Origin of the sequence: Paenibacillus sp. FSL R10-2782 (assembly GCF_038592985.1) — a bacterium.
GTDB classification, from domain to species: domain Bacteria; phylum Bacillota; class Bacilli; order Paenibacillales; family Paenibacillaceae; genus Paenibacillus; species Paenibacillus terrae_C.
Map to the genome: position 1 here is coordinate 87,910 of NZ_CP151951.1, position 24,591 is coordinate 112,500.

The 24,591-nt window shown below is 50.5% G+C and carries 2 protein-coding genes (1 of these 2 only partly in view); one reads left to right on the forward strand and one right to left on the reverse strand.

Translation table 11 applies throughout. The annotated features are described in order from the left end of the window. The first annotated feature begins 7 nt into the window (after nt 1–7). Nucleotides 8–23,731: a non-ribosomal peptide synthase/polyketide synthase gene (locus NST83_RS00415; RefSeq protein ID WP_342416177.1), complete on the forward strand. Its 23,724-nt coding sequence runs from the start codon at nt 8–10 to the stop codon at nt 23,729–23,731. A gap of 109 nt (nt 23,732–23,840) precedes the next feature. Here the strand turns inward: NST83_RS00415 and NST83_RS00420 are convergent, their stop codons facing one another. Further along, nucleotides 23,841–24,591, reverse strand: the 3' portion of a protein-coding gene (locus NST83_RS00420; protein WP_342416178.1) for an alpha/beta hydrolase. 284 nt of this gene lie beyond the right edge of the window; the window shows 751 of its 1,035 coding nt (coding positions 285–1,035); its start codon lies beyond the right edge, outside the window — the gene reads right to left on this strand; it ends in the stop codon at nt 23,841–23,843.

The window sequence follows — 24,591 nt, forward strand, 5'->3', positions numbered from 1 at the left end:
GAACGAGATGAATGACATACAGTTATATGATTTAACAAATGCGCAGAAACGTATATGGTATACCGAATTACTCTATCCAGATACGTCAGTGTCACAGCTTTCCGGTACAGCCAAGATGAAGGGCCGTATCCATATCGCTGCCTTCATGCAGTCCATTAATTTGATTATCAAACAGTATGATGCGTTCCGCATTCGTATCACCTCAGTGGATGGAGTGCCTCAGCAGTATGTCGTTCCTTATGAAGAGAGACAGTTGGAGTATCTGGACCTTACCCACTATGAAAGTGTATCAGAGGTAGAAGCTTTACTTGAGCAGCACAAAAGCAAACCCCTGCCACTGCTGGATTCTGAGCTATTCCAGTTTTTAATTGTAAAAATTAGCGAGGATGAATATTGGATTAACACCAAAATGCACCATATTATTTCTGACGGGATTTCAATGGTGATCTATGGCAATCAATTGACGGAATTTTACATGCAGATCATTCAAGGAAATGAACCAGCGCTGAATGACGATTGCTCCTATATTCAATATATTGCAGAAGAGAACGCATACGAGCTTTCTGACAGATACCAAAAGGACAAGACATACTGGCTGGATAAATTTTCTGATTTACCTGAACTTACGGGTTGGAAGTCATATAATCCGTTATCTCTAAGCACCCGCGCCGTTCGGGAGCATTTTACCGTGCCAGAGGTGCTGTATCACGAGGTGCAGGCATTTTGCCAACAGAACAGAATTTCTCTGTTCCAGTTCTTCATGGGTGCGATGTATATTTACATACACAGAGTGACGAATCAGCCAGATGTGGTGATTGGTACTTCGTTCGCTAACCGGGGGAATAAAAAAGAGAAGCAAAAGATCGGTATGTTCGTGAGTACAGCTGCAGCCAGAACATACGTCGAAAAGGACATGAATGTGTTGGGCTTCCTGCAGGATGTAGCCAGGGATCAGATGTCAGTCCTGCGGCATCAGAAATATCCATATAATCAGTTAATTCAGGATCTAAGAGAAATGCATGGCAACAAGGATATTCAACGGCTTTTTGGCGTCTCCATGGAATACCGTCTGATCAATTGGGTTGATTTGGATGACGTGCGTATTTTGACGGATTATGATTTCTGCGGTGACGAAGTGAATGATTTCGTGCTTCATATCGTGGAGATTCTGGATGAAGGCGAGCTGGTACTGGATGTCGATTACCGGACGACGCTGTTTGAACGTAGTGAAGTAACGGACATGGTTTCCCAGTTGCTTACGATCGCCGAGCAGATCATTCATGCACCGCAGCTTTCCATCGCAGAGGTAACCCTGCTGGGAGAAGCGGATGAGCAATCCATTTTGGCTCTCTCGGAGGGGATTGTAGCTGATTATCCGCGTGAAAAGACAATTCATGGCTTATTCGAAGAACAAGCCGAGCGCACGCCAGATCATGTTGCCGTTCAGATGGGCGAGCAGAGCATTACATATCTAGCTCTAAACGAACAGGCTAACCAGCTTGCGAGATATTTGCGCTCCGAGGGAGTAGGAGCAGATACGCTCGTAGGGATCATGGCTGACCGTTCCTTGGAGATGATCGTCGGTATGATGGGCATTTTGAAAGCAGGAGGTGCCTATGTACCGATTGATCCCGATTATCCCGAAGAACGTATCCATTATATGCTGGAGGATTCGGGAGTCCATCTGTTGCTCACCCAAAGCCATCTATGGGAGTGCACTACTTTTGACGGAAAGCTTGTGAATCTGGACGAAGTTGCATCGTATACAGGGGACACTTCAAATCTGGAGAGCATTTCGGGGGCGAGCAATCTTGCCTATGTTATCTATACGTCGGGTACAACCGGCAAGCCGAAGGGAACGCTGATCGAGCATAAAAATGTAGTTCGACTGCTCTTTAACGATAAAAATGTATTTGATTTCAGTGCTCAGGATACGTGGACGCTATTCCATTCGTTCTGCTTCGATTTTTCGGTTTGGGAGATGTATGGAGCCCTTCTCTACGGAGGAAAATTGGTGATTGTTCCTTCTCTCACTGCCAAGAGTCCAGCAGCTTTCCTGGAGCTGTTGAAAGACAACAAAGTCACCATTTTGAATCAGACGCCAACGTATTTTTATCAGGTGCTACAGGAGGAATTGGCGCACTCTTCGACAGAGCTTAGTCTTAGAAAAATCATTTTTGGTGGAGAGGCCTTAAGCCCATCTCTTCTGAGAAACTGGCGGGTCAAGTATCCTGATGTGCAGCTGATTAATATGTACGGAATTACGGAAACAACGGTCCATGTCACCTACAAGGAAATCACGGAACGTGAGATTGAAGCGGGGAAAAGCAATATTGGCAGAACCATTCCGACACTTAGCGCTTACATTTTCGATGAGCAAAGACGTCTGCAGCCTGTCGGGGTTCCGGGGGAGCTATACATCGCGGGCGACGGTCTTGCCCGAGGGTATTTGAACCGTGCAGAGTTAACAGCCGAAAAATTCGTAGAGCATCCGTTTCGGGCGGGAGAGCGAATGTACCGTACTGGCGATCTGGCTCGCTGGTTGCCTGATGGTAATATCGAATATTTGGGCCGGATCGACCATCAAGTCAAAATTCGTGGCTACCGAATTGAGCTTGGCGAGGTGGAAGCCCAAATTCTCAAGGTTCCGAATGTACGGGAAACGATTGTCCTTGCAAGGGACGACGAACAGGGACAAAAATTGCTGTGCGCCTACTACGTTGCCTCCACCGACCTTTCGCCGAGCGAATTGAGGTCTCAGCTGGCCGTAGAACTACCGGCTTATATGATCCCCTCTTATTTTGTCCGGCTGGAGCAAATGCCGCTTACGCCAAATGGCAAGCTGGATCGCCGCGCGCTGCCAGCTCCTGAGGGCAGTGTACAATCCAGCGAGGTTTATTTGGCTCCGAGAACTGCTGCGGAGGCGCAGCTAGTGCTCATCTGGCAGGATATTCTGGGAGTTGCCCGTGTCGGCGTCAGAGATAATTTCTTTGAAATTGGTGGTCACTCCTTGCGGGCGACGTTACTCGTTTCACGGATTCAAAAAGAGTTGGGGTGCAGCCTTTCGTTACGGGAAGTGTTTCAGTGGCCTACGGTTGAGTCCATGGCACGACTGGTGAAAGAACGCATTCCGACCGTGTATGAATCCATCCCACGAGCGGAGGAAAGTGAAGCTTACCCTGTGTCCTCAGCACAGAAGCGGTTATATGTGTTGAGACAAATGGACGGGGGAGAGCTCAGCTACAATATGCCTGGAGCATTCACAGTGGACGGGCCGTTGGATCGCGTTCGGCTGGAATCTGCGTTCCAGGCACTGATCCAGCGTCACGAATCCCTGAGAACCGGCTTCTATATGAAGGATGGAGAGCTTGTTCAGCGTGTGCATAGGGATGTGCGGTTCGCGTTGGACTACACAGAGGCTTCAGGGGAGGATACGGATACGCTCGTACGCAGCTTTATCCGTGCTTTTGATCTCAGCCAGGCCCCATTACTGCGTGTCGGCTTGGTGAAGCTGGAAGAGGAACGTCATCTGTTGCTGTTTGATATGCATCATATCATTTCGGATGGGGTTTCCATTCAAATACTGGTGGAAGAACTCACCTCATTGTATCAGGGAGAACAGCTGCCAGAACTGCACATACAGTACAAGGATTATGCTGTATGGCAACAGGAACAGTCAGAGGACCAGTGGAAAGAGCTTGAGGCATACTGGCTGCAGGCTTTTGAAGGGGAACTGCCTGTACTTGATTTGCCTACAGATTATCAAAGACCTTCTGTTCGCAGCTTCGAGGGTAGCCGAATTGATTTTACATTGGATGCGTCCGGCAATAAGGCAATACAGGAACTCGCATCCCGTACAGGTACTACGCTGTATATGGTATTGCTGGCTGCTTATTCGGTCCTGCTGCACAAATATACGGGGCAGGAGGACATCATCGTAGGTTCTCCGGTGGCCGGAAGACCGCAAGCGGAGCTTGAGAGCATCATCGGGATGTTTGTCAATACACTGGCTATGCGCAGCTATCCGACGGGAGACAAGACATTTCAGGATTATCTTCTCGAAATCAAGGAAACGGCGCTCAAGGCGTTCGAGCATCAGGACTATCCTTTGGAAAAACTGATTGAGAAGCTGGGTGTAGGACGTGATGTCAGCCGCAATCCACTCTTTGATACTCTGTTGGTATTGCAAAATACAGAGCAGGCAGAGCAGGACATGGGCGGGCTGCGCTTTACTCCTTACCCGCTGGAGACCGTTACAGCCAAATTTGACCTGTCACTCAATGTAGAGGAGCAGGGGGCAGAGCTAGCCTTTGGTTTGGAGTATAGCACGGCTTTATATCAGCGAGAGAGTGTAGAGCGACTGGCTATGCACTTGCTTCGGGTTCTGCATGCGGTCGCTATCAATCCCCAGTTAAAGCTGGCGGAGATCGAGATGATCACACCGGAGGAGAAGGTGCAGATCATTGAAGAATTCAACGCGACATCGGCTCCTTATCCAAGTGAGAAGACTATTCATGAGCTGTTCGCAGAGCAAGTAAAGCGTACACCGGAGCAGACGGCGCTTGTATTCGGCAACGTCCAGCTAACCTATCTCGAATTGGAAGAGAAGGCGGGGCGACTGGCCCAAACACTGCGTCGCTTGGGAACGTTGAGGGAGCAGCCTGTGGCCGTGATGGGCGGACGAAGCATCGAGATGGTCATTGGTATGCTCGCGATACTACAGGCGGGTGGAGCCTATGTGCCTATCGATCCCGAATACCCGGAAGACCGGGTTCGTTATATGCTCAATGATTCCGGCGCCAAGCTACTACTGGTGCAAAAGAGTGAGTTTGTAAGTGTTGACTACGGTTTACCGATTGTCGACCTCAGCAGTGAAGAGGCTTATGCAGCCGAACCTGCCCAGCCGGAGACTGCCCAGGGATCACAGGGGCTTGCTTATGTCATCTATACATCGGGTACTACCGGTAGGCCGAAGGGCGTTATGGTTGAACACCGGAACGTGGTCCGTCTGGTCAAAGAGACTAACTATGTGGAGCTGAATGAATCCACACGAATTTTGCAGACAGGAGCCGTGGCCTTCGATGCTTCTACTTTCGAGATATGGGGAGCGCTGCTTAATGGCGGACAGCTCTATTTCGTAGAGAACGACGACATTCTGATTGCTGACAGGCTCAAAGCTGCCATCGCCGCGTACGGAATTACGACGTTGTGGCTCACTTCACCGCTTTTCAATCAGCTTTCACTGCAGGATGAGTACCTGTTCAGAGGGCTGAAAACATTGTTGGTCGGCGGTGACGTACTGTCCATATCTCATATGAACCGTGTGACTGAGGCCAATCCTGATCTTGTCCCTGTCAATTGCTATGGTCCGACAGAGAATACTACCTTCTCCACCACCTACAAGATTCCGGGTCGTTTTGAAGGGGGAGTGCCGATTGGTCGCCCGATTAGTAACTCGACCGCTTATGTGGTCAATGGATCGCTTCAATTACAACCCATTGGGGCTTGGGGCGAACTGATTGTCGGCGGGGAAGGTGTAGCGCGCGGATATCTCAATCGTCCCGATCTCACGGCAGAAAAATTTGTCCCTAGTCCCGTGAAGGACGGAGAATCCTGCTACCGAACTGGTGATCTGGTACGCTGGCTTCCAGATGGTAATCTGGAATTTAAAGGAAGAATCGATGAACAGGTCAAAATACGTGGCTACCGCATCGAGCTCCCCGAAATCGAGGCTCAGTTGGCCAAGGTGGAGACGGTCATCGACGCCGTAGTGGTCGTTCGCGCGGATGAGCTTGGAGAGAAGCAGCTTTGCGCTTATTATGTGGCGGATCGCATGCTCACCGCAGGAGAAGTGCGTCTGGCTCTATCGCAGGTACTTCCGAGTTATATGATCCCGTCTTATTTTGTGCAGCTGGATCGTATGCCGCTAACATCGAACGGAAAAGTGGACCGCAGGTCTCTGCCGGCCCCTCAAGTGGGTGCGCATACGGGACGGAAGTATACGGCTCCCCGTACACCGGCGGAAGAAGCCTTGGCGTCTGTTTGGCAAGGGGTGCTGGGTGCCGAACAAGTGGGCATCCATGACAATTTCTTTGAATTGGGAGGAGACTCCATTAAGGCCATTCAGGTTTCGTCACGGTTACTACAGGCTGGTTATCGGTTAGAGATGAAGGAACTGTTCAAATCTCCAACCATTGCGGAGCTAAGCACGCAAATACAAACGGCTGTGCACATGGCTGAACAAGGAACTGTGCGTGGAGCGGTCTCCTTGACTCCAGTCCAGCAGTGGTTCTTTGGACGGAAGCTGGCAGAGCCGCATCACTTCAATCAAGCGGTCATGCTGTACCGTGAACAGGGATTTGAGGAAAAGGCCTTGCACCATGTGCTGAGAAAACTCGCCCAGCATCATGACGCCCTCCGCATGGTTTTTCGTCAGACAGAACAAGGCTACGAGGCTTGGAATCGTGGTCTTGAAGAAGGAGAGCTTTATAGCCTGCAAACCGCTGATTTACGGAATGAATCGAATCCGGCCGCAGTCATCACAGCACTATCGGACGACATTCAGCGCAGCATCAATCTGGCAGAGGGTCCGCTGCTGAAGCTAGGACTTTTCCATTGTCAGGATGGAGACCATCTCCTGATCGTGATCCACCATTTGGTGGTGGACGGAGTATCCTGGCGGATTTTGTTTGAGGATATCGCAGCGGGCTATGAACAGGTAACTCAAGGACAAGAGCTGACATTCCCGCAGAAGACGGACGCCTTCCGTGACTGGGGTGATGCTCTTTCCCGTTATTCGGAAAGCCCGGCAATCGAAATTCATCAGGCGTATTGGAGAGAGCTGGAAGGACAGCAACTTGAACAGTTACCGAAGGATGAGGCTGTAGAAAGCTTTCTTTTACGGGATAGCGAAGTGGTAACAGCACAATGGACTGTAGAAGAAACTGACCAACTGCTGAGAAAAGCACACCGTGCTTACCAAACGGAGACGAACGATTTGCTATTGACCGCTCTGGGCATGGCGGTATCCAAGTGGTCCGGCATTGGAAAGATTGCTGTAAATCTCGAAGGCCACGGTCGTGAACCGATTATACCGAATATCGACATTACCCGTACCGTCGGCTGGTTTACAAGCCAATATCCGGTGATTTTAGACTTGGGCGATGACCCGGAAGTGGCAGTTTTGATCAAGTCTGTGAAAGAAGGGCTGCGCCGAATTCCGAACAAAGGTATCGGATATGGGTTACTCCAAAGCATGGAAAATCAGGTGGACGCAGACAGCTTCAGCTTGCAGCCTGAGATTTCTTTTAACTATCTGGGGCAATTTGATCAGGATTTGCAGGGAAGCTCGTTGCAGATTTCTCCTTATCCGACCGGAAGCGCCCAAAGCTTGTTGGAGGAACCAGCCTATACGCTAGATATCAATGGCATGGTGACGGACGGAGCCCTGACTCTGACGATTACTTATAACGGAAAACAGTATAAGTCATCTACGATGGAACAACTCGCTGGATATATTGAAGACAGCTTGCGCGAGCTTCTCCATCATTGCGTAACCCAAGAGAGAGCGGTATTGACACCAAGCGATGTGCTTGCGAAAGGGCTGAGCATTGCTGATTTGGAAGAGCTTTCTAAGCAAACCAGCCACATAGGTGATATTGAGAATGTATACAGTCTGACGCCGATGCAAAAGGGCATGCTGTTTCATGATATGTTAGAGCCGCATACAGGTGCTTATTTCGAGCAGGCTGCCTTTGACTTTAAGGGTAGCTTTGATCCGGCCGCCTTTGGACACAGTCTGGATGCAGTGGTGGAGCGTCATGCTATCCTGCGTACAAACTTTTATAGCGGATGGGGCAGCGAGCCTTTACAGGTTGTATTTCGGCACCGAGGCGCCAAACTGGTGTACGAGGATCTGCGGGAGATGAAGCCGGCGCAGCGGGAAGCTTATTTGAAGACGTTTGCTGCAAAGGACAAAGCACAGGGCTTCAACCTGTCTGAAGATGAGCTTCTCCGTGTTTCGATTTTGTGCACAGGTGAAGCTAGCTTCCGTCTCTTGTGGAGCTTTCACCACATCGTTATGGATGGATGGTGTGTTCCGTTAATTACGCAGGAGGTATTTGAGCATTATTTTGCCCTCCTGGAAGGAAGAGAGCCGCAGCTGGCAGAGGTTCAGCCGTATAGTCGATACATCGAATGGCTGGAACAGCAGGATGAAGCTGCTGCGGCCAACTATTGGAGCCGTTATCTGGCCGGTTATGACCAGCAGACGCTTTTACCTCAAGTCGTTGGAGCAAGTAAGGGAGAAGGCTATGTAGCAGAAAAGCTGAATTACTCTCTCAGCAGGGAACTGACTGAGCGCCTCGAAAAGGTGGCCAGAAATGCTCATGTCACGGTGAATATACTGCTGCAGTCCATCTGGGGCATTGCGCTTCAACGCTATAACGGTAGCCGGGATGTCGTATATGGAAGCGTAGTATCAGGAAGACCAGCAGAAATCCCGGGCATTGATCGGATGATCGGTTTGTTCATCAATACGATTCCCGTTCGTGTGAAGACGGAAGAAAATCTCCCCTTCTCTGTCCTGATGAAGCAGCAGCAGGAGCAATATATGGCTTCTCATATGTACGACACCTACCCGCTGTTTGAGATTCAGGCTCAGACCGATCAGAAGCAGGATTTAATCTCACATATTATGGTATTTGAGAACTATCCTGTGGAGGAGGAGGTAGAGCGTCTGGGTGGTGGCGAGGCTGACTTTGAGATTGAGGACGCTGAGCTTCTGGAGCAGACGAATTACGATTTTAATTTAATTGTCCTCCCTAGCGAAGAGATGAGATTGCTTTTCCAATACAATGCACTTGTTTATGATCAAGAGACGATTGAGCAAATCAAGGGACATCTGGTTCACCTCATGGAACAAATTGTAGAGAACCCTGCCATTTCCGTGGATGCTCTGGAATTGGTGACGCCGCAGGAGAGAGAGCACATTTTGAACGTATGGGGAAACACGAAAATCAGTTACGAGCACTGTAGCACGTTCCACGGGCTGTTGGAGGAACAGACGGGACGAACGCCAGACGCGACTGCCATTTGGTTCGAGGACGAGATGCTGACCTACGCCGAGCTCAATGCAAAAGCCAATGGACTGGCGAGAAGGCTCCGTACTCAGGGAATCAAGACGGGAGACCTGGTGGGACTGATTGCTGAACGGTCGCCCGAAATGATCGTTGGAATCTACGGCATTATGAAAGCCGGAGGTGCCTATGTTCCCATTGATCCAGAGTATCCGAAAGAACGGATCAGTTACATGCTTGAAGATTCCGGGGCAAAGCTGGTCCTTACACAGGCCCGCCTCTTGGAGCATCTTGGCTGGACGGAAAATGTTTTGCTGCTGGATGAACCATTAACCTATGATGCCGACACCTCGAATTTGAAGGATACTGCTGGCCCGGATGATCTGGCTTACGTGATCTACACTTCAGGTACGACGGGTCAGCCTAAGGGCGTATTAGTTGAACATCGGGGACTGCAAAATCTTTCGGACGTATACGGGGCACTCTTCGAAGTTACACCGCAGGACCGAATCGTTCAGTTTGCAAGTCTGTCATTTGATGCATCGGTTTCGGAAGTTTTAACGGCACTAAGCCATGGGGCTGCTCTATGCATCCCTTCTACACAACACATTTTAGATTATGCCTTGTTCGAACAGTTCATAAACGACAAGGGAATTACGATAGCGACTTTGCCACCCGCTTACGCTATCCACCTTGATCCGGAGCGTCTGCCAACACTGCGGTGCCTACTAACCGCCGGATCGGCCGCATCGGTCGAGTTGATCGAAAAGTGGAGGAAACATGTACGATACTCCAATGGGTATGGCCCAACGGAGGATTCCGTATGCACCACAATCTGGTCTGTCCCGGACAGTGAGGAAGCAACGGATATTGTATCTATTGGACGACCTATTGCTAACCATAGTGTGTACATCTTGGATGACCATTTTAGATTGCAGCCTGTTGGCGTAGCTGGAGAGCTATGCATTTCGGGTATCGGGTTAGCACGGGGGTATCATAACCGGCCTGAGTTAATGGATGAGAAGTTCGTGGACAATCCGTTTGCTCCAGGAGAGCGTATGTATCGGACGGGTGACCTGGTTCGCTGGTTACCGAATGGAACCATCGAGTACTTAGGTCGAATAGATCACCAAGTCAAAATTCGCGGCTATCGAATCGAGCTGGGTGAGGTCGAAGCACAAATGCTCAGAGTGCCGTCCGTTCAGGAAGTCGTGGCCATGGCTGTAGAGGGCGATGACGGCTACAAAGATCTAGTCGCTTATTTCGTAGCCGCTCAGAAACTTGAGGTATCCGAGCTTCGGGCTGTTCTGTCGGAGATGTTACCTGGATATATGATCCCTTCCCGCTTCATACAACTGGAGGGCATGCCTCTGACGTCGAACGGAAAAATAGATCGAAAAGCGTTGCAGGGAGAGCGTGGATGGGCAGTTGCTTCATCTGAGGCTCCAAATACACCTGTTGAAATCCAATTAGCCGAAATCTGGCAAGAGGTGCTGGGTGTAGAGAACGCGGGAGTGAAGGATAATTTCTTCCATTTTGGAGGTCACTCACTGCGTGCAGCCCTGCTGGTCTCACGAATTCGCAAGGAAATGAACCGTGAGATTAGTCTGAGAGAGGTGTTCCAGTCACCTACAATTGAAGGATTGGCTTATGCCATTGAGGGCTATACACCACTCGATTTTGAGGAAATCCCTACGGCAGGACTACGTGAGCACTACCCATTGTCCTCAAGTCAAAAACGGCTGTTTATTCTAAGTCAGCTGGAAGGCGGAGAGCTGAGCTACAATATGCCGGGTATCCTTACGGTTGAGGGAGACTTGGATCGGGAACGGCTGGAGCAGGCATTCCGTCGTCTGATTCATCGCCATGGATCGCTGCGTACCCGTTTTGTGACTGTTAACGGTGAACCCGTACAGCAGATCTTGACGGATGTGCCATTTACTGTGGAATATGCGGAGTTGAGCGAGGAAGAGGCAGAAGCTTCCGTTCAGCAATTTGTCCGTCCTTTCGATCTTGGCGAAGCTCCATTGCTGCGGATCGGCCTTATCCGAATTGCGCATGAGCGCCATTTACTGTTGTTTGACATGCATCATATTGTCTCAGATGGTGTTTCTATGAATATTCTCATAGAGGAGTTCCTCCGCTTCTACCAAGAGGAGGACTTATTACCTGCACTACAGATCCAGTACACAGACTATGCGGTATGGCAGCAGGAGCAACTCGGAAGCGAACGTCTCAAAGCCCAGGAAGCTTACTGGCTGGATGCATTCCGCGGAAGCTTGCCCGTGCTGGATTTGCCGGGAGATGAAGTCCGTCCTGCGGTGCGAAGCTTTGCAGGGGATCGGATCGACTTCCATATTGATTCCTCTCTGAGCGGTTCACTCCAGGAGCTGGCAGCACGGACGGGTTCCACTCTGTTCATGGTACTGCTGGCAGGCTATACAGCGCTGTTGCACAAGTACACGGGTCAGGAGGATGTCATTGTCGGTTCACCTGTGGCAGGGAGATCCCATGCGACGCTCCAAGGCCTCATCGGTATGTTCGTCGGCACACTGGCACTGCGTACTTATCCAGAAGGGGAGAAGTCTTTCGAGACTTATTTGCAGGAAGTAAAGGAAACAGCGCTGCGGGCCTATGAAAACCAGGATTATCCGTTCGAGGAGCTGGTAGAAAAGCTGGAGCTTCAGCGTGACCTGAGCCGTAACCCGCTATTTGATACCATGTTTGTCCTGCAAAATATCGAGCAGGGAGAGCAAGAAATAGAGGGATTGCGTTTCACTCCTTACGATAATGCACATCCTGCTGCCAAGTTTGACCTCACGCTGACCGTAAGTGAAGCGGATGGGGCATTGGATTGCACGCTTGAGTACTCGACTGCGATCTACAAGCGAGAGACTGCTGAACGAATGGCAGGCCACTTCGTACAGCTTATTCGGGAAGCAACCGCCAATCCGGCGATGCCGTTGTCATCCCTTGATATCGTGACACCTCAGGAAAAATCAAAGCTGATGCAGGAGTCGGCCGAAGCCAGAGCAGATTATCCTCGTGACAAGACGATTCATGCGTTGTTCGAGGAACAGGCTGCTCGTACTCCGAATGCAGTGGCAGTCGTATGTGAAGAGGCAGCCCTGTCCTACAGCGAGCTGAACGAACGGGCAAACAGACTTGCCAGAACGCTCCGCGAGCGTGGCCTCCAACCAGACGGTTTGGCTGGAATCATGGCCGATCGTTCCCTTGAAATGGTGGTGGGGATTTTGGCCATTTTGAAGGCGGGCGGTGCTTACGTCCCTGTGGACCCTGAATATCCGGAGGACCGCATTCGCTTTATGCTGGAGGATTCAGGAGCCAAGCTACTGCTGACACAAGTGCATCTGGAGAAACGCGTTTCCTTCGCCGGGGACACCATCAATCTGGACGAGACGGCTTCCTACAAGGAAGATATCTCAAACCTGAAGCCTGCAGCTGGACCGGAGCATCTTGCCTACGTCATCTACACATCGGGTACGACAGGCAAGCCAAAGGGAACGCTGATTGAGCACAAAAATGTAGTTCGCTTGCTCTTTAATGATAAAAATATGTTTGATTTCGGTCCTCAGGATACGTGGACGCTGTTCCATTCATTCTGCTTTGACTTCTCCGTATGGGAAATGTATGGGGCATTGCTGAACGGAGGACGGCTGGTCATCGTTCCATCGCTTACGGCGAAGAGTCCGGATCGATTCTTGCAATTACTAAAGGACCAGAAGGTCACCGTCTTGAACCAGACGCCGACATACTTCTACCAGTTACTACAGGAAGAGCTTGCTCATCACGCAGCAGAGTTGAGCCTCCGTATGATTATCTTCGGTGGAGAGGCATTAAGCCCGGCCTTGCTCAAGGACTGGAGAACGAAGTACCCGCAAGTGCAGCTCATCAACATGTACGGCATTACCGAAACGACGGTACATGTAACCTACAAGGAAATTACAGAGTTGGAAATTGAACAGGGGCGCAGCAATATCGGCATCACGATTCCGACGCTGCGTGCGTACATTCTGGATGAACAGCGCCGTCCACAGCCGATTGGTATTCCGGGTGAACTCTACGTGGCGGGCGAGGGCCTGGCGCGCGGCTACCTGAACCGACCGGAATTGACGGAAGAGAAGTTTGTCACTCATCCGTTTGCAGCGGGCGAGCGTATGTACCGCTCAGGTGACCTGGCGCGTTGGCTGCCTGATGGCAGCATGGAGTATTTGGGACGGATTGACCATCAGGTTAAAATCCGTGGTTACCGCATCGAGCTGGGCGAAGTGGAAGCGAAGCTGCTCCATGCCCCGTCTGTAAGGGAGGCCGTTGTGCTCGCCCGGGAGGATGGAAGTGGACAAAAGGTGCTTGTCGCCTATTTCACTGCCGATCAGATGCTGACGGTAGGCGAATTGAGAAAAGCCTTGGCTGCTGAACTGCCAGCTTATATGATTCCGTCTTACTTCATGCAATTGGAACAGATGCCATTGACGCCAAATGGCAAGCTGGATCGCAAGGCGCTTCCTGCTCCAGAGGCCAATGTGCAGACGGGAGCGGTTTATGAACCGCCAAGGACGAAGGCTGAGGAAGCTCTGGCGTCCGTATGGCAAGGTGTATTGGGAGCGCAGCAGGTTGGCATCCATGATCATTTCTTCGATCTGGGTGGTGACTCCATCAAGGCGATCCAAGTTTCCTCCAGATTATTCCAAGCTGGATATAAGCTGGAGATGAAGGATCTCTTCAAATATCCGACAATTGCCGAGCTAAGCCCGTATCTTCAGGCAGCTGGACGCACAGCAGAACAGGGCGAGATCCAAGGTGCAGCGGAATTAATGCCAATTCAGCGTTGGTTCTTTGAACGCCATACAGCGGAGCCGCATCACTACAATCATGCCGTTATGCTCTATCGGAAAGACGGCTTTGATGAAGCTGCACTCCGTTCGACGGTGACCCAAATTGCTACCCACCATGACGCGCTGCGTATGGTCTTCCGTTCTACAGAAGCTGGATATGCAGCCTGGAATCGGGGAACGGACGAAGGCGAGCTCTACACATTGGACATCGCTGATGTGCGGCAGGCAGAAGACCAGGCGGCTGCCGTTCAAGCCCAAGCCGATGACATCCAGGCAAGCTTCCACCTAGAAGACGGCCCACTGTTCAAGCTAGGCTTGTTCCATTGTGACGATGGCGATCATTTGTTGATTGTCATCCATCACCTCTTGGTTGACGGCGTATCCTGGCGCATCCTGTTTGAGGATATCGCAGCGGGATACGAGCAGGCGTTGAATGGACAAGCCATCGTTCTTCCTCAAAAGACCGATTCGTATCTTGTATGGTCTGAGCAAGCGGCGAAGTATGCAGCAGGGCCTGCTCTGGACAAGGAGCGTGCATACTGGCAGCAGATCGAGGACGCGATTTTGGCTCCACTGCCAAAGGATAAGGATCAGGAGCCTGGTACCATTCGGGATACCGAGTCGGTAACGGTAACTTGGTCTGCGGAAGAAACGGACCTGCTGCTGCGACAAGCGAACCGGGCGTATCATACGGAGACGAATGATTTGCTCTTGACTGCGCTGGGGGCATCCATACAGCGCTGGACAGGCATGGAGCAGATTTTGGTCAATCTTGAAGGGCATGGACGGGAAATGATTATACCGGAACTGGATATCACCCGTACCGTGGGCTGGTTCACAACCCAGTATCCGGTTCTGCTGAACCTTCAAGACGGACAGGAAGTATCAGCACGAATCAAGCGTATCAAGGAGAATTTGCGCCAGATTCCACACAAAGGAATCGGCTACGGCCTTCTGAAATATATGGCACTGGAGAAAAGTGGCGGGTTCGGCGTAGAGCCGGAGATTTCCTTCAACTATCTTGGACAGTTTGATCAGGATTTGGAGGGGAATGCCCTCAGCCTGTCCACACATTCAGTCGGTAAGGCGCTCAGCGACCACACACCACAGCAGTACGCTCTGGATGTGAATGGCATGATTGCCGAAGGCCAGCTATCACTGACGGTTACGTACAGCAGCAGGCAGTATCGCAAGGAGACGGTGAATCATTTTGCCGAATTATTACAGTCCAGCCTTAGCGAGGTCATTCGGCATTGTGTGGCGCAGGAGTGTTCACAGCTTACGCCAAGTGATGTTTTGTTCCAGGGATTAACGCTGGAGCAGCTTGACCGACTTACGGCGCAGACGGCCCACATTGGTGAGATTGAAGATGTGTACAAGCTGACGCCAATGCAGAAGGGGATGCTGTTTCACAGCCTGCTGGAGCCAGACTCCTCTTCATACTTCGAGCAGGCTACGTTCGAGCTGCGAGGCAGCTTCGATGTAGAGACCTTCTTCGAGAGCTTCCAGGCTTTGGTGCAAAGACATGCCATACTACGTACCAGCTTTTACAACAACATTGGTGATTTACCGCTGCAAGTTGTCTTTAAGCAACGGCCGATCCCTCTGCACTATGTAGATTTGCGTGCCGCAACTTTGCAAGAGCAAGAAGCCCAGATCAAGGCTCACACTGCTGAGGACATGGCTAAGGGGTTCAGTTTGTCGGAAGATCCGCTGATGCGAGTGACCGTCTTGCAGAAGGAGCAAAGCTGTCTTGTATTGTGGAGCTTCCACCATATTGTCATGGATGGCTGGTGTATCCCGATCATTACACAGGAGCTATTCGATTATTATTCTGCCAAGAAACAGCAATTACAGCCTGTTCTGCCGCCAGCTCAGCCTTATAGCCGTTATATTGAGTGGCTTGATGCACAGGATGAAGAGGAAGCTTCCACGTATTGGAGCCAATACCTCAAGGACTATGACGGGAATACTGTATTGCCGGAAGGCAAGACGAAATCTCAAGCTAAAGAAGCGGGCTATGTTCTAAATGAGCATGTTCTCCATCTGGGTGCATCCTTGACCGATAAAATGGATGTTGTGGCGAAGCGAAACCACGTGACCGTCAACACACTCATGCAGACAGCTTGGGGACTGATTCTTCAACGTTACAATGCCAGCTCGGATGTGGTTTTTGGCGGTGTTGTGTCAGGTAGACCGGCTGAGATTGCAGGTATCGAAAATATGGTGGGTCTGTTCATTAATACAGTACCTATCCGTGTACAGTCCTCCAAAGACGAAGCCTTTGTCGAGGTCATGAAACGTACACAGGCACAATCGCTGGCAGGCCGTGCTTACGACACCTACCCACTATATGAGATTCAGGGGAAAACAACCCAAAAGCAGGACCTGATTTCTCATATTATGATCTTTGAAAATTATCCACTCGACGAACAGGTAGAACAGTCGGGTAATCCAAATGAGGACAATCTCGAAGTCGCCAACTTCACCATGTTTGAACAAACGAATTATGACTTTAACCTGGTTGTGATTCCAGGCGAGGATATCAAGGTCTGCATTCGTTACAATGCTTTGGTCTACGAACAAGAAAGCATTGCACGAATCGGAGGACATTTGTTGCAAATGCTTGATCAGGTAGCTACTCGTCCGCAGGCGACCATAGAGGAGCTGGAGATTGTAACATCTGAGGAACGGGTGAAACTGCTAGACTGGGGCGGCAAGGCCCATACCTATCCAAGTGATCAGGGTCTGCATACCTTGTTTGAAGAGCAGGTTGTCCGTACGCCTGATAAGATTGCGGCTGTAAACGGCGACATCCAGATTACGTATCGGGAGCTGAACGAGCAGGCGAACAGGCTGGCCTCCACCTTGATCGCCCAGGGACTACGGAGTGAGCAAGTGGTTGGTCTGTTGGCGGATCGGTCTGTAGAACTGCTTGTCGCCATCATGGGTGTGCTCAAAGCGGGCGGGGCCTATGTACCTATTGATCCTGAATATCCGCAGGAACGGATTCAGTATATTCTGAAGGATTCTGGCGCTGAAATTCTGCTCACACAGAGCCACCTGACGGAGTTGGCCTCCTTTGAGGGAACGGTTATGGAATTGGATTCCCCGCACATCTACGGGAACGTAACGGATAACCCTAATTTGCCCGTAAGAGGAAATGATCTGGTGTATTTAATCTATACCTCGGGTACAACAGGGAATCCGAAGGGAACCATGATTAATCATAAAGGAATCGTGAATTACATCTGGTGGGCCAATAAAGTCTACTGTGCAGGGAAACCAACAGATTTTCCGCTGTACTCGTCCATTTCGTTTGACCTGACGCTGACGTCGATTTTCACTCCATTAATTAACGGAGGATTAGTACGGATTTACGATGGCATAGATAAAGCGGAGGTTGTTCAGCATATTTTGCGCGAAAATGCGGTGGACATTCTCAAGCTGACGCCGACTCATCTCAGCCTTATTAAAGATATGACCATCCCGGCGGAAAGTCGCATTCAGCAGCTCATTGTGGGTGGAGAGAATTTGACCACACATTTGTCGCAAACCATCACAGATCTCTTTGGCGGCAACATCAAAATCTACAATGAATACGGTCCAACCGAAACGGTCGTCGGCTGCATGATTCACCTGTACGATTCTGTGAAGGATACACGTGAATCCGTACCTATTGGATTGTCGGCAGACAATATATACATCCATATCCTGGATGAACAGCTTCGTCTCGTACCATTAGGCGTGGAGGGCGAAATGTACATCGCAGGGGACGGGGTAGCCCGCGGATACCTGAACCGTCCTGAGCTTACCGCAGAAAAATTCATTAGAAATCCGTTTGCTTCGGAAGGAAATATGTATCGAACCGGGGATTTGGCTCGTCGCCTTCCTAACGGAGACATTGAGTACATTGGACGTATTGACCATCAAGTTAAAATCCGGGGCTATCGCATAGAGCTTGGTGAGATTGAGGCCAAGCTACAGGATATCCCACTTGTAGAGGAAGCTCTCGTTGTTGCGTGGGCAGATGCCCATGGACAGAAGTCTCTGTGTGCCTACTTCGTAGCTGATCGGGAAATGTCTGTCAGCGAGCTGCGGAACGAACTTTCTGGACTGCCTGCGTATATGATCCCGTCCTACTTCGTCCAACTGGACGTGATGCCTTTGACACCGAATGGCAAGCTGGACCGTAAGGCACTGCCTGAACCGAACTCGGGGGTAAAGGCGGGCGCGGACTATACTGCTCCGCGGACGGATGTGGAGAACATTTTGGCTTCGATCTGGCAGGGTGTGCTAGGTGTTCCGCTTGTCGGCATACATGACAATTTCTTTGAGCTTGGAGGCGACTCGATCAAATCGATTCAAGTATCATCAAGGCTTCTCCATGCAGGCTATAAACTTGAGATGAAGGATTTGTTCGGCTATCCAACCATTGCAGAGCTGGCCCAGCGCGTTAACGCAGTCAGCCGAATTGCAGATCAGAGCGAGGTACACGGAGCGGTAACACTGGGACCTGCCCAGCGCAGATTTTTCGACGAGCAGTCGACGGACCAGCACCACTTTAATCAGTCGGTCATGTTGTACAGACGGGAAGGCTTCAATACCGATGCGCTCGCCAAGGTTGTTCGGAAAATCGCAGAACATCATGATGCGCTGCGACTGGTGTTCCGCCAGGGAGAGCGGGGATTTGAAGCATGGAACCGCAGCTTGGGTGAGGGTGAGCTTTATAGCCTCCAGATCCACGATCTGCAGGATGAAACAGACCCGGCTTCGGCCATAGAAGCTGGTGCGGAAGCCATTCAGCGCAGCATCTCTCTCGGTGATGGACCTCTCTTAAGATTGGGCCTGTTCCGTTGCGCGGAAGGCGAACATCTGTTAATCGTTATTCATCATCTGGCTGTTGATGGCGTATCCTGGCGCATCCTCTTTGAGGACCTGCAGGAGGGCTACGAGCAGGCAGCACGCGGAGAAGCTGTCAAGCTTCCGCAGAAGACCGATTCGTACCGTGCATGGGCCCAGGGAATCACACAATATGCGAACAGTCCGGCGGCTGAACAAGAACGCAGCTATTGGGCAGAGGTAGAAGGGGATGGTTTCGCCCCTCTTCCCAAAGACAAGGTAGACGGCGCTCTTCTCATCAAAGACAGCGGGACGGTTACGGTGAGATGGTCACCAGAAGAGACAGAGCAGTTCCTGAAAGAGGCGAACCGCACTTACAACACGGAAGTTAACGATCTGCTCCTGACGGCTCTCGGCCTAGCTGTTCACGAGTGGACCGGGATCGAACGTGTAGGCATCCTTCTGGAAGGACATGGACGGGAGCCTGTTGTACCTGAACTGGATATCACTCGCACTATAGGCTGGTTTACAAGTCAATACCCTGTCGCCCTTGAGATGAAAGAGGACCTGGAGATCGGCGCTAGAATCAAGCGCGTCAAGGAAGGCTTGCGTCACGTTCCTAACAAAGGTGTCGGATATGGTATTTTGAAATATTTGAGCGACGTATCCGATGTCCCTTCCTTCTCGGCTGAACCGGAGATTATCTTCAACTACCTGGGACAGTTCGACCAGGATCTTGCAGGGGGGATGATGGAGGTATCGCCTTACTCAGTAGGATCTGAGGTCAGTGAGCAGATGATACAGCATCAGGCATTGAACATTAATGGACTGATTGCCGAAGGACGACTTCAACTTTCGGTCAGCTATAACCGTCAGCAGTTCCACACGGAGTCGGTAGAGAAGTTTGTCGGCATCCTGAAGGACCGTCTCAGCGAAGTCATTGGACATTGTGTACGAAAGGAAAGAACGGAACTTACACCAAGCGATGTACTCCTCAAAGATATCAGCCTGGAAAAAATCGAGGAGCTGGAAGAGCAGACACGGCATATCGGCAGCATTGAAAATATGTATAAACTGACACCGATGCAAAAGGGAATGTTATTCCACAGCTTGCTGGAGCCTCATTCGGAAGTCTACTTTGAGCAGGCCAAATTTGAAATTCACGGAGCATTCTATCCTGAGGATTTCAAACGCAGCTTACAGCATCTGATGAAACGGCATGCCATATTGAGAACGAATTTCCATGCCGGATGGGGCGATTTCCCTATACAGATTGTGTTCAAAGAAAGAGCGTGTGACTTCGTATACGAGGACCTGCACGAGCTGGATTCCGATGAAATTGAAGGGCGTCTTGCAGCTTATACTGCTCAGGACAAAGCAAGAGGCTTTGATCTTGCTGAAGGAGCATTGCTGCGTGTTGCTATTCTACGGACAGCAGATGAGGCTTACCATCTGCTGTGGAGCTCTCATCACATCATTTTGGATGGCTGGTGTATGCCTCTTGTGCTTCAGGAAGTGTTTGAAACGTACGGGGTTCTGCGTGAGCAGAGGGAGCCTGAACTTCCTGCTGCTGTATCGTACAGCCAGTATATTCAATGGCTGGAGGAGCAAGGTGAGGAAGAGGCATCCTCTTACTGGAGAGGTTATCTGGAAGGTTACGAACAGCAGACGAAGCTACCGCAAGCGACAACACAGCCTTTGGCAAAAGCAGAAGCCTACGTATCAGAGAAGCTTGTATTCACGTTGGATGCGGAGCTGACCGAGCGGCTGGAACAAGTGGCCAAGCAGAACCAGGTAACGATGAACACGCTGATGCAAGCAGCCTGGGGAATCGTGTTGCAGCGCTACAATAGAAGTCAGGATGTCGTCTTCGGAAGTGTGGTATCGGGAAGACCTGCCGAGATTCCCGGTATCGAAAGCATGATCGGTCTCTTCATTAATACGGTTCCGGTTCGGGTACAGGCCGAGGAAAGCGATACGTTCTCCCATGTGATGAAAAGACAGCAGGAATTATATTTGGCAGGACATGCTTATGATTCCTATCCGCTTTATGAGATCCAAGCACAGAGCGAACAGAAGCAAGATTTAATTTCTCATATTATGGTATTCGAGAATTATCCGGTAGAGGAGCATCTGGAAGAGAAAATTGCCAGTGAAGAGACTGAATACACAATTACGGATGTTCAGATGTTTGAACAGACGAATTATGATTTTAACCTCATTGTGCTGCCAGGCCGTAATCTGGAGTTCTTGTACCGTTACAATGCCCGCGTCTATGATCGGGAGAGCGTGGAACGGATTCAAGGGCATTTGATAAAAATTCTGGAAAGTGTATCTGTTCAGCCTGCCATTCGTATTGATGAGCTGGAGCTGATCACGCCAGAAGAGAAATCGCAGATTATAGAGGTGTGGGGCGATACAGCAGCTCCTTATCCGCGTGAGAAGACCCTTCACGGCATATTTGAGGAAAAAGCGGCGCTCACACCGGATCGTACAGCACTTATCTATGGCGAAACGAAGCTTACCTACGGAGAACTTCATCAGCAAGCGAACCGCCTCGCACGTACGTTGCGCGCCCAAGGGGTCAGACCTGACCAGCCGGTCGGCATCATGGTTGAACGTTCGCTTGAGATGATCATCGGCATCCATGCCATTCTAAAAGCGGGTGGGGCCTATGTACCGATTGATCCAGAATTCCCGGAAGATCGTATTCGCCACATGCTGGAGGATTCGGGAGCGAAGCTTCTGCTGACGAAAAATCATCTCAAAGATCGCTTTCCATTTGCTGGCACGCTCCTAGCACTTGATGACCCGCAGGCGTATCATGCTGATGACTCGAATCTGGAGCCGCTCGCCGGGCCGGAACATCTGGCGTATATCATTTACACGTCAGGTTCAACGGGTAAGCCAAAAGGCGTAATGATTGAGCATCGTTCCGCTGTCCATACGCTGAGTCAGTTGGAAGCTGAATATCCGATGATGGCAGGTGACCGATTCCTGCTCAAAACGACATTCACCTTTGACTTCTCCGTACCGGAGCTATTCTGCTGGTTCTTTGGGCAGGGAACTCTCGTGATCTTGCCGCAGGGCGCGGACAAAGATCCGGTGGCACTGCTGGAGGCCGTGGATACGAGCCGTATCACGCATCTCAATCTGGTACCGTCGATGCTCAGTGTTCTCGTTCAATATTTGAAGGAAAGCGGCAGCCAAGGATTCCTTACTCTGAAATATCTGTTTGCCTGCGGCGAGACGCTGCCCGCCAAACTTGTGGAAGAGTACTATAAAGTATCTCCACACGCAGTACTGGAGAACATCTATGGTCCTACGGAGGCGGCCGTATATGCGACCCGATATACAACGAGCCTTGAGACTGCTGCGCTAACGCATGTACCTATCGGTAAACCGTACGCTAACGTCCAAGTATGGATGATGGACAGTGCTGCTCAGGTATCACCTGTAGGTGTACCGGGAGAACTTTGTATTGCAGGCGAAGGGGTAGCGCGAGGGTACTTCAACCAGCCGGACCTGACGGCAGAGAAGTTCATTCCTCATCCGTACAAACCGGGAGACCGGATTTACCGGACGGGCGATTTGGCCCGATGGCTGCCAGACGGGAATATTGAGTATTTGGGGCGAATCGATCACCAGGTAAAAATCCGGGGTTACCGTATTGAACTGGGAGAAGTGGAGGCACAAATTCTTAAAGTGCCGTCTGTGCAGGAAGCGGTCGTCCTTGCACTGGCTGATGCTACTGGAAGTACTCAGCTTTGCGCGTACTTTGTGGCTGAAGAGGGACTTGCAGCGGTCGTGTTACGTGAAGCACTGGCCAGCGAACTGCCAAGCTACATGATTCCAACTGCTTTCGTACAGCTGGCACAAATGCCGCTGAATCCGAACGGCAAATTGGATCGCAAAGCGCTGCCGGCACCAGAAGCACTCCTGCGGAGCACAGCGGAGTATATCCCGCCGCGTACGCCGACTGAAGTAGAACTGGCGCAGATTTGGTCCGAGGTACTCGGTGTGCAGGAAATCGGAGTCAAGGATCACTTCTTCGAACTTGGGGGCCACTCCCTGAAAGTATTAGGATTGATTCAGAAGATCTCGTCCGTCATGGGTGTCCAGCTCCCGCTCCAACTCGTGTTTAATCTTCCAACGGTGGAGCAAATGGCACATGAAATATCCAGGCTGCGGACAAAGGATGCTCCTGATGAAGAGGAAATGGAAATTATCCACTTCCCAGGGAAAGGAACGCTTAAAGTGTTTTGTTTCCCTCCTCGGGTCGGCTACTCTCTGGGTTACTATGAGATGGCTAGAGAGCTGGAAGGACATTGCGAGGTATACGGGCTGGAATTCATCGGCGATCGTTTTGAGAGTCAAGACATGCTGGATCGCTACATGGATGCCATCGTGGGTATTCAAGCAGAGGGACCTTATGTCTTCCTCGGATACTCACTCGGAGGGAATCTGGCCTTCGAGGTGGCCAAAGCCATGGATAGCCGAGGTCATCAGGTGAGCGACCTCATTATGGTGGATGCTATGAGAAAGACGTCCAAGGATGAATCGACGCCGGAGCAGCTTGAAGAGATTGTTGAGACGGTGTTGGACAGTATTGGTGATCAGTACAAAGCATTTTTGGCCGATCCATCCGACAGGGAGCGAGTCAAAGACAAAATGTTGATCTACTCCATCTATCGGAATGAGCTTATTAACGCAGGTGAAGTTCAGGCGAATATCCATGCCTTGGTTGCAGAAGACGATAGTATGGGTCCGGTAACATCATCAGATAAACTGCTATGGCAACAGGCAACGCTTGGTCAATACGAAGAATATGGAGTCATCGGTACGCACGATGTGCTGCTTGATTCTGGTTATATTGGTGAGAATGCTAAAGTGCTGAGACAGATACTTGACAAGGTCACAGAAGCATCATCTAAAAACAAGCACATTTTGTCCTAAGATCAATCAAGCATAATAAGTGTTAGGCAGCAAAGACGTCCGGATTCCTTTATATAGAAGGAACTCGGGCGTCTTTTGTGTTTTTTGCAACCATTAACATGTAGAGTATCTAACCATCTTTGTTTGTTTTAGCAACGGTTGACCGTGTGGGATTGATATTGTTGATTAGCTCACAGATGACTTGAATGACAAGCTCTGGTTGATCATGAATTATCATATGGTCGCTCTTTTTGGCAACAATAAATTTGCTGTTTGTAGAGATGCTGAGCATCTCACGCTGCCCCATTTGCCAGCTTTGTTCGATTTGCTCATTCCCGCGCTTACTAATACCGAACTGAGTCAAATTTTGCTGGATGCCCCGGGCAATCACACGCACAGGAAGGTTTCCCAAATGCTGCCCACGTATGGCATTTTCGGTCGTGTTCGCCAAATCACCTTCCTCGGTAACAGACCGAAAGTATTTGGGTGAAGCGACAATACTCACAAACGATTTTCTATCCTGATGCTCAACACGACCAGTTAGCATAAAATTAGGAAACAGACGAAAAGCCCCCGACCTTTCTAGAAGAATGGATATTAACGGTGAGGGATTGACCTTAGGTCGTTCCTTGGCATAAATCTCACTTGTCCGGCGGGCGTCATTCTCAGGCCTAGCATCCACAAGGACCAATCCTGCTACCTCATCTCTGTACGTTTGTGCATACAGCCTTGAGTACATGCCCCCGAGAGAATGGCCTACAAGGATATAAGGAGGCTGGACATCTGTATTCTTTAAGGCAAGATGAAGCTCTCGAACGATGTTTTCACCGGTGCGTGGAGTAGCAGCCTCCTCGCTCCAGGCATAGCCTGCCCGGTCATAG

Excerpts from the sequence above, each read along its gene's own strand:
- NST83_RS00415 (WP_342416177.1), top strand. The coding sequence starts at position 8 with ATGAATGACATACAGTTATATGATTTAACAAATGCGCAGAAACGTATA.